This is a genomic window from Ewingella allii, assembly GCF_044430645.1.
Lineage (GTDB): Bacteria > Pseudomonadota > Gammaproteobacteria > Enterobacterales > Enterobacteriaceae > Ewingella > Ewingella allii.
In genome coordinates, this window is the sequence record NZ_JAWUDN010000008.1 from 23,405 (window position 1) to 39,765 (window position 16,361).

Genomic DNA, 16,361 nt, shown 5'->3' on the forward strand with positions numbered 1-16,361 from the left:
ACAAACACGTTCCTTGCTTCCATGGGCCGCGGTTGACCCTGACAGGAGGCTGAATAATCCGTAAGGAGCAATTCGATGCGTCATTACGAAATCGTTTTTATGGTTCACCCTGACCAAAGCGAACAGGTTCCGGGCATGATCGAGCGTTACAGTGCTGTAATCACTAACGCTGCTGGTCAGATTCACCGTCTGGAAGACTGGGGCCGCCGTCAACTGGCTTACCCGATCAACAAACTGCACAAAGCCCACTACGTTCTGCTGAACGTTGAAGCTCCGCAGGAAGCGATCGATGAGCTGGAAACTAACTTCCGCTTCAACGACGCCGTTATCCGTAGCATGGTTATGCGTACAAAACACGCGGTAACTGAAGCTTCACCAATGGTTAAAGCGAAAGACGAACGCCGTGAGCGTCGTGAAGATTTCGCCGAAGCTAATGATGATTCTGAAGCTGGGGATTCTGAAGAGTAATTGCCGTGACGGCGAATCGTCTGGTGTTGTCCGGCACAGTGTGCAAGGCACCCATTCGTAAAGTGAGTCCTTCCGGGATACCCCACTGCCAGTTTGTGCTAGAGCACCGCTCGCAGCAGGAGGAAGCCGGATTTAACCGACAAGCATGGTGCAGAATGCCCATCGTTGTCAGTGGACAAGCGTCACAAGCATTAACTCACAGTATAACGGTCGGCACGCAACTCACTGTTTCCGGATTCATTAGTTGCCATCAAGGGCGCAATGGACTGAACAAAGTGGTGTTACATGCCGAGCAGATTGATTTGATAGATTCTGGAGACTAGCCTAATGGCACGTTATTTCCGTCGTCGCAAGTTCTGCCGTTTCACCGCGGAAGGCGTTGTAGAGATTGATTACAAAGACATCGCTACGCTGAAAAACTACATTACCGAAAGCGGTAAAATTGTCCCGAGCCGTATCACCGGTACTCGTGCAAAATACCAGCGTCAGCTCGCTCGTTGCATCAAGCGCGCTCGCTACCTTTCTCTGTTGCCATACACTGATCGTCATCAGTAATCGGCAACTGTCCATTAACGACTTTGAGAGGATAAGGTAATGCAAGTTATTCTGCTTGATAAAGTAGCAAACCTGGGTAGCCTGGGTGATCAAGTTAACGTTAAAGCGGGCTATGCTCGTAACTTCCTGGTACCACAGGGCAAAGCTGTTCCTGCTACCAAGAAAAACGTTGAGTTCTTCGAAGCACGTCGTGCAGATCTGGAAGCCAAACTGGCTGACGTTCTGAGCGCTGCTGAAGCTCGCGCAACTAAAATCAACGAACTGGGTTCAGTCACCATCGCGTCTAAAGCAGGCGACGAAGGTAAACTGTTCGGCTCTATCGGTACTCGCGATATCGCTGATGCCGTTACTGCTGCTGGCGTTGAAGTTGCTAAAAGCGAAGTTCGTTTGCCGAATGGCGTTCTGCGTACCACTGGTGAACACGAAGTTGAGTTCCAGGTACACAGCGACGTATTCGCTAAACTGAACGTAGTTGTGGTTGCTGAAGCGTAATAACGCTGAGGTTAACCTGTGAGACGCCGGCCTTGTGCCGGCGTTTTGCTTTTTAAAGAAAGCAAAATTGAAAAGCGCGAGTTAACGGCTGCGCTGATATGTCCCATCCGCCTGACGGGTAAAGAGCACCGTCGTGTTCTGTTCGGTGGTGATTTGTAGCGACGTCACCGCGCCCTGCGCATTGCGCTGAATCTTCACTTCCTGTCCCGCCTTCAAATTACTCAGCGGCTTTTGGCTGCCTTCCACCTGCGCCATCGCGAAGACATCGTTGACCGCCAGATTGTTGTCGCGGAACAGCTGCGCCATGGTTTGACCCGGCTTCACGCTGTAGCTCTGCCAGTTGTCCTGAGCGACAGGCTGAGGCGGCTCAGTGGCCGCCTGCTGTTGAGGTTGAATCTCTTGCTGCTGCGGCTGAGCCCGCTGCGTGGTGCGCCCCTGATCGTTTCGCAGGTCAGCTTGCATCGGAATGGATGTCGACTGCTGCGGCTGAGAAGGGGCATAGGTATTCGGCGGTGAATAAGGCCATAACAGCGCCAGCACCACGATCAGCGCGCTAATAAGGATCCAGCGGCGATGCGCGTAAGGCAGTGGCGACATCCAGTGAAAATTATCACTCATATGCCAAACTTTGTGCGCCAGCGCCTTGGCTTTGCTCACCAGTGATGGCTTCTGCGGCGGTAGCTCTTGCTGTTCATCGCTTTCAGACTGCGGCGTAGCGTTACGCATCGGTCTTTTCATAATGGCAATCCAGGATCTCAACATGGGTTGATACATACGGATGGCTTTCCTTCTCCTGGGCGGGATTCGGCCCATGACAACCTCTCTTTCTTACGCTTGAAACGCACGACTTCTGGATTTAACAGAACAAAAATCATACCCGATTATTCTGTCGGATTTTCCCGCTAAGTATAGCTGGTTAACTGCTTGATGCGGAAAGGAACAACGCACAAATAGCACGCAAACGATGCCTTTGCAGAGAATTAGCGGAATAAACCATGTCCTATCTAGGAAAATGCCGGGCCGATGTCATGCCACTTCATAGAGAATTTTACCCAAAAGCCGCACACTGTTATGCTGCGTTTTCGACTTTTTAAGAATTTAAGGAAACTTCATGACAACCCCTTCATTTGAAAGCGTTGAAGCGCAGGCAAGCTACGGTATCGGCTTGCAAGTTGGTCAACAATTGCAAGAATCAGGTTTACAAGGTTTAGAGCCTGACGCATTGCTGGCAGGCTTACGCGATGCGCTGGAAGGGAATACGCCAGCAGTTCCTGTTGACGTCGTTCACCGTGCTCTGCGTGAAGTTCACGAGCGCGCTGACGCCGTGCGTCGTCAACGTCAAGAAGCTCTGGCGGTTGAAGGACAAGAGTTCCTGACTGCCAACTCTCAGCGTGAAGGCGTAACCAGCACCGAGTCTGGTCTGCAATTCTCTGTGATCAAACAAGGCGATGGCCCAATCCCAGGCCGTCAGGATCGCGTACGCGTTCACTACACCGGTAAGCTTATCGACGGCACTGTGTTCGACAGTTCCGTGCAGCGCGGCGAGCCAGCTGAGTTCCCGGTAAACGGCGTTATCGCTGGCTGGATTGAAGCTCTGACCCTGATGCCAGTCGGTTCTAAGTGGGAGCTGTATATCCCTCATGAGCTGGCTTACGGCGAACGCGGTGCTGGCGCGTCCATCCCGCCATTCAGCGCGCTGACTTTCGAAGTTGAGCTGCTGGAAATCCTGTAATCGCGACAGATTACAGAGATAAGAAAGGGCGCCTCGGCGCCCTTTTTTGCGTTCACAAGAGGATTTGATTACTTTTTCAGAGGAGTTTGCAGGTCAACCTGATAGACCTCGAAACCGACGTCATCCGCGCCCTTGGCAGTCATCGGGTACTGCGCGTGGGTTTTGATGAATTCGGCCGCTTTTTCGCTTGGAGACGTTTCGAAGCGAATGTCCAGAGGCTGGCTGGCGACAATCGGCGCCAAACGCCAGTTGTTGTCCGCGGTTGGCGTGACCGCCCCTGATTTCTGGGTTTCAGCACCAATATAAGCCGCGACGACAGAACGGTTTTCATCCGGCGAGGCGAAGGCGATGTGCTTATCGCCCGTTCCGGCGAACTTACCGCCATAGGCGCGGTAGTTGTTGGTGGCGACCAAGAAGGTGGCCTTCAGGTCGATAGGCTTGCCGTTGAACGTCAGGTTCTTGATACGCTCCGCATCTTTATTGACAAGCGTACACTCGCCGTCATATCGCGCGGGCTGGGTGACGTCTATCTGGTAATTCACCCCGTCAATCACGTCGAAGTTATAGGTGCGGAAGCCGTCCCAGTTAATTAGCGATTGCGGTTTGCTGCTGTGAACGTCGATTTGGTTGAACTGCCCGGCGGAGCACTCCAGCCAGTCTTTCACTTCCTGCCCGCTGACCTTCATCACCACCAGGGTGTTCGGGTAAAGGTACAGGTCTGAGGCATTGCGGAAGGTCAGATTGCCTTTCTCGACCTCAACAAAGCTTGCCGGGTCATTCTTGCGGCCACCGGCTTTGAACGGCGCGGCGGCGGAGAGCACCGGCAGGTTCGCTAGGTCCGGATCGCCCTGAATAAAGTGCTCGGTATAGGCTTTCTGCGCGTTGTTGACGATTTGCACCGTTGGGTCATCCTGAATCAGCGACAAGAAGCTGTACATGTTGTCGTTAGATTTCCCCACCGGCTTGCTGACAAACTCACGCGTGGCCTTGTGGTCGTCGGCCAGCACTTTCACTAACTCCGGGTCTTCCGCCGCTAACGATTTCTTGCTGGCTTTGTCGAAAATTGGCCGGGCTTCGGCGCGAGCCGTTTCCACGCTCCACTTGCCGTCTTTATTGTTCAGCACCATGTCAACCACGCCGAGGTGGTCACCCCACATGCCCGGCATCACGGCGGGTACGCCATTTAATGTGCCTTGTTTGATGTCCGCACCTTTGATATTGGCGAAATCTTCACTTGGGAACACGGCGTGCGCGTGGCCGAACATGATAGCGTCGATGCCCTTAACCTGGCTTAAGTAGTAGACCGAGTTCTCTGCCATGGTTTTGTAGGGGTCGCCGGACAGGCCTGAATGTGGGATGGCCACGATAATATCGGCGCCTTGCTTGCGCATCTCTGGCACCCACTTTTTGGCGGTTTCGGTGATGTCGGCGACGGTCACTTTGCCTTGCAGGTTGGCCTTATCCCACACCATGATTTGCGGCGGCACAAAGCCGATATAGCCAATGCGCAGGTTGTGCGTTTTGCCATCGCGGTCTTTGACAGTGTTGTCGGTAATGAGGAAAGGTGTGAACAGCGGCTTGCCGGTTTTGCTGTCGATGACGTTGGCATTCACATAAGGGAATTTCGCCCCGGCAACGGCTTTTTGCAGGTACTCCAGCCCGTAGTTGAACTCGTGGTTGCCCAAGTTGCCGACCACGTAATCCAGCGTATTCATGGCTTTATAGACGGGATGGATGTCGCCTTTGTTCAAGCCCTTCGCCGCCATATAGTCGCCCAGCGGGCTGCCCTGAATCACGTCGCCATTGTCGACCAGCACGGAGTTAGTGACTTCGCCGCGCGCCGCGTGGATCAGGCTGGCGGTGCGCACCAGCCCAAATTTGTCCGTCGGCTTATCTTTGTAGTAGTCGAAGTCCATCATGTTGCTGTGTAAGTCGGTGGTTTCCATGATGCGAAGATCAACCTGTGACGCGTGGGCCGAGACGGCAACCAGCGAAGCCAGCAGGGATAACGTCAGATGACGCTTAAGCATTGAAGTGCCTCCAGAAAAGAAGAACAGTGAACAAAAAGTCGGATATATATCTCAAAATTCGGTGAGAATGTAATCAGGTGTCATAAATAATTGTGAGATGTAACAGGTATTGCCCAGCGGAATTGTTAACACGGGCAGATTACGGGATAGCTATTCCGGCTAAAAAAAACTAGGCTTCTTACATGACTTAGCGTTTTGAAAAGAACAACTGAGGTGGACAATGTTAGAGCAAATTTGCCAACTGGCGCGCGAGGCGGGTGACGCTATCATGGCGGTGTATGACGGTGAGCAGCCGTTAGACGCCCGCCAGAAAAAGGATGACTCTCCGGTCACGGCGGCGGATATCGAGGCTCACAACGTGATTAAGCAAGGCCTGACGGCGCTTGACCCGCAGACGCCGATGCTGTCCGAAGAAGACCCGCAGAGTTGGAGCGAGCGGCAGGGCTGGACTCGCTATTGGCTGGTCGATCCGCTGGACGGCACCAAAGAGTTCCTCAAGCGCAATGGCGAGTTCACCGTGAATATCGCGCTGATCGAAGACGGCAAGCCGGTGCTGGGCGTGGTGTATGTGCCGGTGACCGGCGTGATGTACAGCGCGGCAGAGGGCAAGGCGTGGAAAGAAGAGAAGGGCGAGCGCAAGCAGATCCGCGTACAGGAAGCCCATCCGCCGCTGGTGGTGGTAAGCCGTTCGCACTATGACAACGATCAGGAGTTGCAGGATTACCTGACTCAGCTCGGCGAGCACCAAACCGTGGCTGTAGGCTCTTCGCTGAAATTCTGTCTGGTGGCGGAAGGCGAGGCGCAACTCTACCCGCGCTTTGGGCCAACCAATATTTGGGACACCGGCGCAGGCCATGCCGTGGCGATTGCCGCAGGCGCGGTGGTCAAAGACTGGACCGGGCAAACCCTGCTCTATACGCCGAAAGAGTCATTCCTTAATCCGGGCTTCCGCGTTTCACTATTCTAGTGAGGTAAAAGATGCCATAAAAAGAAAAGCGCCGACGGGCGCTTTTCAGTTCGAGTCTTCCTTGCCGGCAATTACTCCTTCACCAGCTTATGCAGCAGATCAATCACCTGTTTGACCTCGGCCTGGGTCAGCGCGCCATCTTTGGCAAATTTAATCATCCCGTTCTTATCTAGCACCACGATGGCCGAGCTTTTCGGCTCCAGCTGCCACGCCTTTTTCACCACGCCGTTGCTGTCGACAATCACCTGTGACCACGGGAACTCCTTCTTGCCGCCCTCGATGCTTTTTCGCACAAACATGCCTGTGCCGATAATGGCGTCATCAGTATTCACGATTGTCGTCGTTTGGTAACGATCGTGAGGTAGATTGGCTGCCCTGATGGCATCGACCAGCGGCGCATTCAGCTCTTTTGCGCTGCTGCGCCCGGCCATATGCTGCACCACGCGGACCTTGCCCGGCAGTTTGGCACTGTTCCAGCGGGCGTAGCTGAACTCATCGTTGACGTAATTGAGTTCGCCTTTTTCGTCCACGCCGACCGCCGGAAGGCGATTGTCGATGACCAAATTGTGGGCTGAGGCGAAGAATGGAAAAATAACTAAGGATATAATTAGCAAGCTTCTTAAAGTCATAGTGGCTCCAGAGAAAAGGCGACAAAACGTACTGACACGACAATCATAGAAGTTGTTAAGTGGTCTGTCCTGTTGAGATGTTAACAGTGTGTTATAGCTTACAGAAATGACATAGATTGAAGGGTTATACTGTTGGCATAAGGACTATTCTGAAAGCGTACTGTCAAGGTAGGTAAAAGCAGTTAAATATACTGGCAGAACCTGAACTCCCTGCTATGTTATATGTCTACTCACTGCGAATATGATTCGATTCAGGCTTTCATCGCAGCTTTAACCTGAGCCTGAGCACGCAGTGATTTATCGGAGGAAAGTAGAAAAATGAGAATCTTCCAGCGCTACAATCCGTTGAAAGTAGCCAAGTATGTTAAGACGTTGTTCCGCGGTCGTTTGTATATTAAAGATGTCGGCGCATTTGAGTTCGACCATGGCAAAATTTTATTGCCGAAAGTACGTGATAAGCGCCATTTTAGTGTGATGTCTGAAGTTAACCGTCAGGTTATGCATCTTCAGGCCGAAATGGGCTAAGGCCCACAGGCGCGCACAACAGCGAGTTTTCTGTTGTACGCGCCATTATGTTTCTCTTCAGTCCTCGATTCCCCCTTCGCTTCAAACCGGCCGTTTCAGCTTTGCTCGCAGCGCCTCCACTTCCTGACGACAAATACAACCTTCGAGATGATCGTTCACCAGCCCCAGTGCCTGCATTAATGAATAGGTGGTGATTGGCCCGACAAAGGTCCAGCCGCGCTTTTTCAGGGCTTTGGACATGGCGAGAGAGGCGGCGCTGGTGGTGTTTTCATGCCAGTAAGCCAGATTGACGGTTTCCGGCCGCTCCTGCGGCGACGGCTCAAACTGCCATATCCACGCCGCCAGGGAGCCAGCTTCTTGCACCAGTTCAATCGCGCGTTTGGCATTGTTAATGGTGGAGAGGATTTTCGCCCGGTTACGCACAATACTGGCGTCTTGCATCAGGCGCTCAACGTCCTGCTGGTCGAATTGCGCGACAAGATGGAAGTCGAAGTCGTTGAAAGCCCGGCGGAAATGCTCGCGCTTGTTATAAATCAGCTTCCACGACATGCCCGAATGAAAGCCTTCGAGACAGATTTTTTCAAACAGCCGCTGGTCATCCACCACCGGATGGCCCCATTCGTTATCGTGATAGTCCGGCATGCTTGGTTGCCAGAAGCAGCGAGGCGTCCCGTCTTCAGCCACGATCAGCCCTGATTCTGTATTGCTCAATGCTTTGCTCAAACCGCGCGCTCCATAGCTGGGAGGATAAACTTACCCTAGTGGGCTTTGTGGCGCCGATCAACCCGCATAAAAAAATCCGAAAACGCGATGAACGTTTCCGGATTCCGTTTTCGAGATTGATTTAGCGCGCGGCTAACGACGGTTAGTGGTCGCCGTTTTTCTCAGCCAGCTTGTTCGCGGCTTTCTCATCTTTGATCTCTTGCGGCGTTTTTGGCAGCAGAGGCGCGACCGGTTTGTCAGTGATGCGAGTCACCAGCAGCTGGTCAATCTTGTAGCTGTCGATGTCTACCACTTCAAACTTGTAGCCCGAGAACTTGACGAAATCGGTGCGTTTCGGGATTTTACGCAGCATGAACATCATGAAGCCGCCGATGGTTTCATAGTTGCCAGACTGCGGGAACTCTTCGATATGCAGCACGCGCATCACGTCTTCGATTGGCGTACCGCCTTCGATAAGCCATGAATTCTCGTCACGGGCGACAATCTGCTCTTCCATACCCTGACCGACCAAATCGCCCATCAGGGTGGTCATCACGTCATTGAGGGTGATGATGCCCACGACCAGCGCGTATTCGTTGAGGATCACCGCGAAGTCTTCACCGGCGGCTTTAAAGCTTTCCAGCGCCTCGGAGAGGGTCAGGGTGTCCGGCACAATCAGCGCGGAGCGAATCTGCACGCCGCTGCTCAACATTAGGCTCTGATTGCCCAACACGCGGTTCAGCAGGTCTTTGGAATCGACATAGCCCACGACCTGATCGATATGACCGTCACACACCAGAAACTTCGAGTGCGGATGGGTGGCAATCTTCTGTTTGATGCTGTCTTCGCTCTCGCGCAGGTCAAAGTAGATCACGCTTTCGCGAGACGTCATGGAAGAAGGCACGGTACGAGATTCAAGCTCAAACACGTTTTCAATCAGCTCGTGCTCCTGCTTGCGCAGCACGCCCGCCAACGCACCGGCTTCAAACACGGCGTAAATGTCGTCGGAGGTAATGTCGTCGTTGCGCACCATTGGCAGTTTGAACAGGCGGAAAATCATATTTGCCATGCCGTTGAAGAACCAGACCATAGGGCGGCAAATCATGAGGCAGAAACGCATCGGGTTGACTATACGGACGGCAACCGTCTCAGGTGAAATCATACCGATGCGCTTCGGCGTGAGGTCAGCAAATAGAATAAACAGGCTAGTGACCAGGACGAAGGAACAGATGAAGCTGACTTGATCCGCCAATTCCGGCGACATGAAGCGAATAAAGAACGTCTGGAAAGCAGGGGAGAAGGCCGCATCACCGACAATACCACCAAGAATGGCGACGGCGTTCAGACCAATTTGTACCACGGTGAAGAACAGGCCAGGGGTTTCCTGCAATTTCATAACACGGGAGGCATTGACGTTTCCTTCGTCTGCCAACTGTTTAAGTTTAATTTTTCGAGAAGCGGCCAGCGATATCTCCGACAGGGAGAAAAAGGCACTGATCGCGATGAGTAAAAGAATCAGTAAGATACTGTTTAACATAATCTATCCGTTTAACACCGACCTAAAACCGGCAGGGAAGGGTACTCGTTGGGTTGCTGTATAAAAGAAAAATCATCAAGGGCGAAAAAATCAAAGATAACAGCTAGAAATACTCTGATTGGGCCACATTCGCGGCCCGCATAGTATAGCGGAGCCGCGATATTGCCGCCAGCGCTTAAAAATTCTCCTGCATCGCCCGTGCTGCGGGGCTTTTCGCCATCCGCGCCACGGGCAAATTGGCAAATCATCAGCGCGTCGGTGGCAGACAAACGCCAATGCCGCCTAACCCGCAATAACCCTCTGGGTTCTTGAACAGGTATTGCTGGTGGTCATCTTCGGCATAGTAGAAAGGCAGCGCTTCGCTGATTTCCGTGGTGATGTGGCGCTTGTCGTTGGCGGCGTCCATAGCATTCTGGAAACGCTGGAGGCTCGCCAGGGCGGCGTCCTGCTGCGCTTCGCTCAGCACGTAAATCGCCGAGCGGTACTGAGTGCCGATATCGCCACCCTGACGCATGCCCTGCGCCGGATCGTGATTTTCCCAGAAAATTTGCAGCAGCTTTTCATAGCTGATGATGGCCGGATCGAACACCACGCGCACCGCTTCGGCATGGCCGGTCTGGCCGGTGCACACTTCGCGGTAGGTCGGGTTGGGGGTGAAACCGCCGGTGTAACCTGCCGCCGTGCTGTAAACCCCTTCTTGTTGCCAGAACAGGCGCTCAACGCCCCAGAAACAGCCCATAGCAAAGATTGCCACGTTCATTTCATCGGGAACGTGAGTCATGGAGTGGCCAGTCACGGCGTGAGTCGTGGCAACGGGCATTGGCGTGGTGCGGCCGGTTAAGGCGTCTTCTTGCTTCACCCGTTGAGTTTTGTCAGTACTATTTTTATCAGATTGTTGAACCAAAACGGACTCCAGTTGTTTCTTTAATAACCTGTTACGGTCAATAGTTTGCTGTTAGTTGTATCTGATTGCGACTTTGCACACAATACGGGAGACGTTGCTCTGTCGTTGACGATTTTTAGGGAATTAGCACTAAACTACGTGAATTAGATTTTAAAGAGGCGAATCTGCCGACTTTCGGCATTAATTCCCCGGCAGGCATCTGATATTTTAACAGGATAGTAAAATCAGCAGGAGCGCTTGTGCCACGTTACCACCGTAAACTCTTTGTGTTAGGTCTGTTGCTGGCCCCCTCGCTCTCTATGGCGGCGAAAGTGCGCTTGCAGTTGGAAGGTCTGGAAGGCGACCTGCAAAAGAATGTCCGTGTCCGACTCTCCTCAATCCAGAGTGACGAAGTGGGGGCGGACGGGCGTTTCCGCGCGCGCGTCAGTGCGGCTATCCAGCAAGGCCTAAGGCCGCTGGGGTATTACCAACCGACTATCGATTTCGACTATCGAGCGACCCCGCCGCCGGGCCGTCCGGTGCTGATTGCCAAAGTCACGCCGGGCATTCCGGTGAAAATCGCCGGGACCAGCGTGGTGATTGAAGGTCAGGCGAGCAAGGACGAAGAGTTTGAAGCGCTAAAGAAGTCGCGCGTCCCAGCCGTGGGCACCATCCTCAATCACGGAACCTATGACAGTTTCAAAAGCGCGCTGACCGGCGCTGCCGTGCGTAAGGGCTACTTTGACGCAGATATGCGCAAGAGCCAGCTTGGCGTGATAGAAGATGAACACAAGGCGTTCTGGGATATCCAATTCGACAGCGGCGATCGCTATCACTTTGGGCAGGTCAATTTCCAAGGCTCGCAAATCCGCGAAGAGTATCTGCAAAATCTGGTGCCGTTCCATCAGGGCGACTACTACAGCTCCTCAGATCTGGCGGAGTTGAACCGCCGTCTGTCCGCGACGGGCTGGTTTAACTCGGTGGTGGTCGCGCCTGATTTTAGCGACGCCAAAGCCACCAAAACGCTGCCGTTGAACGCCGTGGTGACGCCACGAACCCGCAACACCTTAGAAACCGGTGTCGGTTACTCCACCGACGTCGGCCCGCGCATTAAAGCCAACTGGAAGAAGCCTTGGGTCAACGATCGCGGCCAGAGCATTGAAAGCACCATCAATCTCTCCGGCCCGGAGCAGTCGCTGGACCTGAGCTATAAAATCCCGCTGCTGAAAGCGCCTCTCGAGCAATATTATCTGGTGCAGGGCGGCTTCAAGCGTGAAGACCTCAACGACACCAAATCGGACTCCAGCACCGTCAATCTGGCGCGTTACTGGGATCTGAGCAGCGGCTGGCAGCGCGCGGTTAACCTGCGCTGGAGCCTCGACCACTTTACCCAAGGTAATGTCACCAACACCACCATGCTGATTTATCCGGGCGTGAGTGCCAACCGCACCCGCCAGCGCGGCGGTTTGATGCCGACCTGGGGCGACTCCCAGCGCTACTCGCTCGACGTGTCTGATACCACCTGGGGATCGGACGTCGACTTCGCGGTGGTGCAGGCGCAAAACGTCTGGATCCGCACCTTGGCGGAGAAAAATCGCTTCGTGGTACGCGGGAATTTGGGCTGGATTGAAACCAACGACTTCGAGCGCGTGCCGCCGTCTTTGCGTTTCTTCGCCGGTGGTGACCGCAGTATTCGCGGCTATAAATACAAATCTCTGTCGCCAAGAGACAGTGACGGCAAGCTGACCGGTGCGTCAAAACTGGCGACCGGCTCGCTCGAATACCAATACAACGTGACCGGAAAGTGGTGGGGCGCGGTGTTTGTTGACTCCGGCGAAGCCGTAAATGATATCGCCAAAAGCAATGTGAAAACCGGCGCGGGTGTGGGCGTTCGCTGGGCTTCCCCCATTGGGCCGGTCAAGTTCGACATTGCCGCGCCCGTGGCGGACAAAGATGAGCATGGATTGCAGTTTTACATCGGTTTGGGTCCAGAATTATGAGTTTGTTTAAAAAGATCTGTATTGGTTTCCTCATCGTTCTGCTGTTGCTGCTGGGCACGGTGGCGTTTCTTATCGGCACGCAAACGGGCCTGCATCTGGTTATCAACAGCGCCCAGCGCTTTGTCCCCGGCCTGAAGATCGACAGCGTTGAGGGCGGCTGGCGCAACCTCCAGTTGAAAGGCCTGCATTACCAAATGCCGGGCGTGGATGTGAAAGCGGGCGAGTTCCACCTGTCGCTCGACCTCTCGTGCTTTAAAAACAGCGCGCTGTGCGTCAACGCCATCGGCCTGAGTGACGTGGACGTGGCGGTGAAAACCAATGAAATGGCGCCGTCACAGCCCGCTGCTGAACCAGAAAACAGCGAGCCGCTGACCAACCTCAGCACGCCGTACCCCATCACGCTGCGCGCGCTGACGCTCAATAACGTCAATGTGACTATCGACGATCGCGCCATTTCGCTGGGTGAGTTCAGCACTGGCGCGCAGTGGACGGATCGCTCGCTGCATCTGACCCCGACTCATATCGGCGGCCTGCTGATTGCCCTGCCGAAGACCCCGGCTAACCCTCTGCCAGAGGTGGTGCAAGCCGCGCAAGATAAGGCTATTGAGAAAGCCACCGGCAAACCGGCGGAAAAACCGGTTGAAGCCCCGCCTGAAAAGCCGCTGGGTGAAACCTTACAAGAGCTATTTGCCAAGCCATTGCTGCCAGAACTGCCGAACTTCCGCCTGCCGCTGGATTTGAATATTGAGCAGCTGACGGCGGACAATTTACGCCTGACGGGGGATACCGACGTGTTGATCACCCGTTTCGCCCTTAAAGCCAGCTCGCAGGAGCAGATTGTGAAGCTTGAGCAGCTGCAAGTGCGTTCGCCGCAAGGCTCCCTAGACGGTATTGGTCAGGCGACGCTGGAAAACAACTGGCCGGTGGACATGACGCTGAACACCGCGCTGAACGTCGACCCCATCAAAGGCGAGAAAATTAAGCTGAAGGTGGGCGGTGGCCTGCGCGACAAACTGGATCTCGGCATTAACCTCTCAGGCCCGGTGCGCGCGCAGCTGGCGCTGCAAACCCAGCTCGCCGAGGCGGGCCTGCCGCTCAATCTGACCCTGAACAGTGACGCGCTGCAATGGCCGCTGACCGGCACGCCGCAGTATCAGGTCAAAGGCTTCAAACTGAAGTTTTCGGGTAAGGCGACGGATTACGCGCTGTCACTGCGTTCCGACTTCAGCGGCGACCAAATCCCTCCTGCCACCTTGACCGTGGATGGCAAAGGTAACGTCGAGCAGTTCAAACTGACCCTGCTACGCCTGGCCGCTCTGCAGGGTAATACTGACCTGACGGGCATTGTGGACTGGAGCAAGGCGATTAGCTGGAATGCCTTACTGACCCTGAATGGCATCAACACCGCCAAGCAGTATCCTGACTGGCCAGCCAAATTGCAGGGCAAAATCGCCACGCGCGGCAGCCTGTATGGCGGAAGCTGGCAGATGCAAATCCCGACGCTGGAGCTTGACGGCAACGTTAAGCAGAACCTGGTTAAGGCGCGAGGGAATCTGCGTGGTAACAACTACGGCCAGTGGGATATCCCTCAGCTGCATCTGGAGTTGGGCCGCAACAATATTGATGTGAAAGGCTCACTCAGCGATAAATGGGCGCTGGACGCCAACATTGACGCCCAGCATCTGGACGGCGCGCTGCCGGGACTGGGCGGCGTCGCTAAAGGCATGATTCAGGTGCGCGGTGACTTGAAAGCGCCGAAGCTGCTGGCTGACCTGACCGCCAGCCGCCTCAAGTGGCAGGCGCTGACCATTAACCGGGTGGACATCAAAGGCGATGTCAGTTCGTCGGAGCAGATTCAGGGCAATCTCGCGGTTCGCATCCAACAGCTCAAGCAAGATGCTCTGGATATCAGTAACCTGACGCTAGATGCCAAAGGCAATGAGAAGCTGCATCAGCTGAAATTGAATGTCGAAGGCAAACCGGTTTCTGGCCAACTGGCCCTGACCGGCAGTTTCGACCGCGCCACAGAGCAGTGGAAAGGCAACATCAACAACACGCTGTTTGATACGCCAGTGGGCGCGTGGCGCTTGAATCGCTCGATTGCGCTGGAGTACTTCAACAAAGAACAGCGCGTTACCGTCGGCCCGCACTGCTGGCAGAACCCCAATGCCGACCTTTGCGTGCCGAAAACCATCGAGGCGGGAGCCAGCGGGCAGGCGAGTTTGCAGCTCAATCGCTTTGATTTGGCGATGCTCAAGCCTTTCCTCGGCGACGATACCAAGCTGAGTGGCGTGTTTACCGGCAAAGCCAACGTGGCGTGGAAAGCCGACGGCGGCTTGCCGCAGGGCAGCGTGTCGCTGGTGGGTAACGGCGTGAAGGTACAGCAACTGGTGAGTGGCAACCCCCTGCCTATCGCCTTCGACACCCTGAACCTGAATGCCGGCATGAACAACGGCCGCGCGACGCTGGACTGGTTAATCAAGCTGACCAATAACGGGCAGTTTGATGGCAACGTGCAAATCGCCGACCCGCAGAACCGCCGCAATCTCAGCGGGACGGTGAATATCAATCGCATCTCGATGGCGCTGATCCAGCCGATTCTGGCCGATGGCGAGAAGGCCTCGGGCCTGCTCAACGCCAACCTGCGTCTGGGCGGCAACGCGCAGAAGCCGCAGGTGTTTGGCCGATTGGCGCTGTCCGATATCGACTTCGACGCCGCGTTTATGCCGTTTGATGTCACCAGCGGCAACCTCAATATCAACTTCAACGGCATGTCGTCGCTGATGGATGGGGTGATCCGCACCGCCCACGGCCAGCTGGCATTAAACGGCAACGCCGACTGGAGCGTGCTGAACGCGTGGCGCGCCAGAATTGCCGCCAAGGGCGACCGGGTGAGGGTTTCCGTGCCGCCGATGGTGCGACTGGACGTCTCGCCGGACGTGGTGTTTGAGGCCACGCCGCAGCTGTTCTCGCTCAACGGTCGGGTGGATATCCCGTGGGCGCGCATTACCGTGCAGGAGCTGCCGGAAAGCGCGGTGGGCGTCTCGTCCGATGAAGTGATGCTCAATGACCAGCGGCAGCCGATTGCGCCGCCGTCGACCTCGATCCCCATCAACAGCAACCTGATGGTGAATATCGGCGATGACGTGCGTCTCGACGCCTTCGGCCTGAAAGCCCGTCTGAAAGGGGCGCTCAAGGTCGCGCAGGATAAACACGGTCTGGGGTTAAACGGCCAGATTGATATTCCTTCCGGTCGTTTCCACGCTTACGGGCAGGACCTGATTGTGCGTAAAGGCCAACTGCTGTTCTCCGGCCCGGCCGACCAGCCGCTGCTGAATCTGGAAGCGATTCGTAACCCAGACTCGACCGAAAATAACGTTATTGCCGGTTTACGTGTTACGGGCGAGGCGGATTCGCCTAAACTTGAAATATTCTCAGATCCGGTGATGTCGCAGGAACAAGCCTTGTCCTACCTGCTTCGCGGCCAAGGTTTGGACAGTTCTGGTGCCGATAGTGGCGCGATGACCTCAATGCTTATCGGTATGGGGGTTGCGCAAAGTGGTAAACTTGTGGGTAAAATCGGCGAAGCATTCGGTGTCAGCAATCTGGCGCTGGATACGCAGGGCGTTGGGGATAACTCTCAGGTGGTGGTCAGTGGCTATGTTTTACCGGGTCTTCAGGTGAAATACGGTGTCGGTATCTTCGACTCGCTGGCTACGCTGACTCTGCGTTATCGTTTGATGCCTAAACTTTACCTCGAAGCCGTTTCGGGTATCGATCAGGCATTGGATTTGCTTTATCAGTTTGAGTTTTAACTCATGTGACTTTTACTATACGAAAC

The 16,361-nt window shown here is 54.7% G+C and carries 16 protein-coding genes; 9 read left to right on the plus strand and 7 right to left on the minus strand.

What is annotated here, in order from left to right; all coding sequences use genetic code 11:
• Nucleotides 1–75 precede the first annotated feature (75 nt).
• The 4 genes from rpsF to rplI are packed head-to-tail and all read left to right on the plus strand — an operon-like array spanning nt 76 to nt 1,515.
• Nucleotides 76–468 (plus strand): 30S ribosomal protein S6, encoded by a 393-nt coding sequence (rpsF, locus tag SBO83_RS16470; protein WP_017492198.1) that lies wholly within the window; start codon nt 76–78, stop codon nt 466–468.
• Nucleotides 469–473: 5 nt separating this feature from the next.
• Entirely contained in the window at nt 474–791 is a 318-nt protein-coding gene (priB, locus tag SBO83_RS16475) for a primosomal replication protein N (protein WP_353500651.1), read from the plus strand.
• A 4-nt stretch (nt 792–795) separates the two neighbouring features.
• Complete coding sequence (gene rpsR / locus SBO83_RS16480) at nt 796–1,023, plus strand: 30S ribosomal protein S18 (protein ID WP_002210155.1); 228 nt, start codon at nt 796–798, stop codon at nt 1,021–1,023.
• Between the two features lie 39 nt (nt 1,024–1,062).
• Nucleotides 1,063–1,515 carry a 50S ribosomal protein L9 gene (gene rplI, locus SBO83_RS16485; RefSeq protein ID WP_100938242.1) on the plus strand — a complete coding sequence of 151 codons (453 nt, stop codon included), beginning with the start codon at nt 1,063–1,065 and terminating at the stop codon, nt 1,513–1,515.
• Between the two features lie 81 nt (nt 1,516–1,596).
• On the opposite strand, the gene SBO83_RS16490 is transcribed toward rplI, so the two are convergent.
• The gene (locus tag SBO83_RS16490; RefSeq protein ID WP_396132281.1) at nt 1,597–2,328 is read right to left on the minus strand and encodes an OapA family protein; all 732 of its coding nucleotides are present in this window, start codon (nt 2,326–2,328) and stop codon (nt 1,597–1,599) included.
• A gap of 298 nt (nt 2,329–2,626) precedes the next feature.
• Here SBO83_RS16490 and fklB point away from each other — a divergent pair, with 298 nt between their 5' ends.
• Nucleotides 2,627–3,247 (plus strand): FKBP-type peptidyl-prolyl cis-trans isomerase, encoded by a 621-nt coding sequence (gene fklB / locus SBO83_RS16495; protein WP_396132282.1) that lies wholly within the window; start codon nt 2,627–2,629, stop codon nt 3,245–3,247.
• 68 nt (nt 3,248–3,315) lie between these two features.
• Here the strand turns inward: fklB and SBO83_RS16500 are convergent, their stop codons facing one another.
• Nucleotides 3,316–5,277 carry a bifunctional 2',3'-cyclic-nucleotide 2'-phosphodiesterase/3'-nucleotidase gene (locus SBO83_RS16500; RefSeq protein ID WP_396132283.1) on the minus strand — a complete coding sequence of 654 codons (1,962 nt, stop codon included), beginning with the start codon at nt 5,275–5,277 and terminating at the stop codon, nt 3,316–3,318.
• 220 nt (nt 5,278–5,497) lie between these two features.
• Here SBO83_RS16500 and cysQ point away from each other — a divergent pair, with 220 nt between their 5' ends.
• The gene (gene cysQ / locus SBO83_RS16505) at nt 5,498–6,244 is read left to right on the plus strand and encodes a 3'(2'),5'-bisphosphate nucleotidase CysQ (protein ID WP_396132284.1); all 747 of its coding nucleotides are present in this window, start codon (nt 5,498–5,500) and stop codon (nt 6,242–6,244) included.
• Nucleotides 6,245–6,315: 71 nt separating this feature from the next.
• Here the strand turns inward: cysQ and SBO83_RS16510 are convergent, their stop codons facing one another.
• The gene (locus SBO83_RS16510) at nt 6,316–6,873 is read right to left on the minus strand and encodes a YtfJ family protein (protein WP_396132285.1); all 558 of its coding nucleotides are present in this window, start codon (nt 6,871–6,873) and stop codon (nt 6,316–6,318) included.
• Nucleotides 6,874–7,191: 318 nt separating this feature from the next.
• On the opposite strand from SBO83_RS16510, the gene SBO83_RS16515 reads away from it, so the two are divergent.
• Nucleotides 7,192–7,398 carry a DUF1107 domain-containing protein gene (locus SBO83_RS16515; protein ID WP_353500657.1) on the plus strand — a complete coding sequence of 69 codons (207 nt, stop codon included), beginning with the start codon at nt 7,192–7,194 and terminating at the stop codon, nt 7,396–7,398.
• An 81-nt stretch (nt 7,399–7,479) separates the two neighbouring features.
• On the opposite strand, the gene SBO83_RS16520 is transcribed toward SBO83_RS16515, so the two are convergent.
• The 4 genes from SBO83_RS16520 to msrA all read right to left on the minus strand — a co-directional run bounded on the left by SBO83_RS16520 (nt 7,480) and on the right by msrA (nt 10,541).
• Nucleotides 7,480–8,040: a DNA-3-methyladenine glycosylase I gene (locus SBO83_RS16520; protein ID WP_396132365.1), complete on the minus strand. Its 561-nt coding sequence runs from the start codon at nt 8,038–8,040 to the stop codon at nt 7,480–7,482.
• A 223-nt stretch (nt 8,041–8,263) separates the two neighbouring features.
• A complete protein-coding gene (locus tag SBO83_RS16525; RefSeq protein WP_353500659.1) occupies nt 8,264–9,637 on the minus strand; it encodes a hemolysin family protein in 1,374 nt (457 codons plus the stop codon).
• Nucleotides 9,638–9,648: 11 nt separating this feature from the next.
• Entirely contained in the window at nt 9,649–9,906 is a 258-nt protein-coding gene (locus SBO83_RS16530) for a hypothetical protein (RefSeq protein WP_353500660.1), read from the minus strand.
• Nucleotides 9,885–10,541 carry a peptide-methionine (S)-S-oxide reductase MsrA gene (msrA, locus tag SBO83_RS16535; protein WP_396132286.1) on the minus strand — a complete coding sequence of 219 codons (657 nt, stop codon included), beginning with the start codon at nt 10,539–10,541 and terminating at the stop codon, nt 9,885–9,887. The genes SBO83_RS16530 and msrA overlap by 22 nt, the downstream gene beginning before the upstream one ends.
• Before the next feature lie 299 nt (nt 10,542–10,840).
• Between msrA and tamA the strand changes: the two genes are divergently transcribed.
• On the plus strand, nt 10,841–12,520 hold the full coding sequence (gene tamA / locus SBO83_RS16540) for an autotransporter assembly complex protein TamA (RefSeq protein ID WP_396132366.1): 1,680 nt from the start codon (nt 10,841–10,843) through the stop codon (nt 12,518–12,520).
• Nucleotides 12,517–16,335: an autotransporter assembly complex protein TamB gene (gene tamB / locus SBO83_RS16545; RefSeq protein ID WP_396132287.1), complete on the plus strand. Its 3,819-nt coding sequence runs from the start codon at nt 12,517–12,519 to the stop codon at nt 16,333–16,335. Before tamA ends, tamB begins: the two co-directional genes overlap by 4 nt.
• The last annotated feature ends 26 nt before the right edge of the window (nt 16,336–16,361 follow it).

Coding starts and splice junctions, on each gene's coding strand:
- rplI (WP_100938242.1), top strand. CDS start 1,063: ATGCAAGTTATTCTGCTTGATAAAGTAGCAAACCTGGGTAGCCTGGGT.
- SBO83_RS16510 (WP_396132285.1), bottom strand. CDS start 6,873: ATGACTTTAAGAAGCTTGCTAATTATATCCTTAGTTATTTTTCCATTC.
- SBO83_RS16520 (WP_396132365.1), bottom strand. CDS start 8,040: ATGCCGGACTATCACGATAACGAATGGGGCCATCCGGTGGTGGATGAC.
- rpsF (WP_017492198.1), top strand. CDS start 76: ATGCGTCATTACGAAATCGTTTTTATGGTTCACCCTGACCAAAGCGAA.
- cysQ (WP_396132284.1), top strand. CDS start 5,498: ATGTTAGAGCAAATTTGCCAACTGGCGCGCGAGGCGGGTGACGCTATC.
- SBO83_RS16525 (WP_353500659.1), bottom strand. CDS start 9,637: ATGTTAAACAGTATCTTACTGATTCTTTTACTCATCGCGATCAGTGCC.
- SBO83_RS16500 (WP_396132283.1), bottom strand. CDS start 5,277: ATGCTTAAGCGTCATCTGACGTTATCCCTGCTGGCTTCGCTGGTTGCC.
- SBO83_RS16515 (WP_353500657.1), top strand. CDS start 7,192: ATGAGAATCTTCCAGCGCTACAATCCGTTGAAAGTAGCCAAGTATGTT.
- tamB (WP_396132287.1), top strand. CDS start 12,517: ATGAGTTTGTTTAAAAAGATCTGTATTGGTTTCCTCATCGTTCTGCTG.
- SBO83_RS16490 (WP_396132281.1), bottom strand. CDS start 2,328: ATGGGCCGAATCCCGCCCAGGAGAAGGAAAGCCATCCGTATGTATCAA.
- rpsR (WP_002210155.1), top strand. CDS start 796: ATGGCACGTTATTTCCGTCGTCGCAAGTTCTGCCGTTTCACCGCGGAA.
- tamA (WP_396132366.1), top strand. CDS start 10,841: ATGGCGGCGAAAGTGCGCTTGCAGTTGGAAGGTCTGGAAGGCGACCTG.
- fklB (WP_396132282.1), top strand. CDS start 2,627: ATGACAACCCCTTCATTTGAAAGCGTTGAAGCGCAGGCAAGCTACGGT.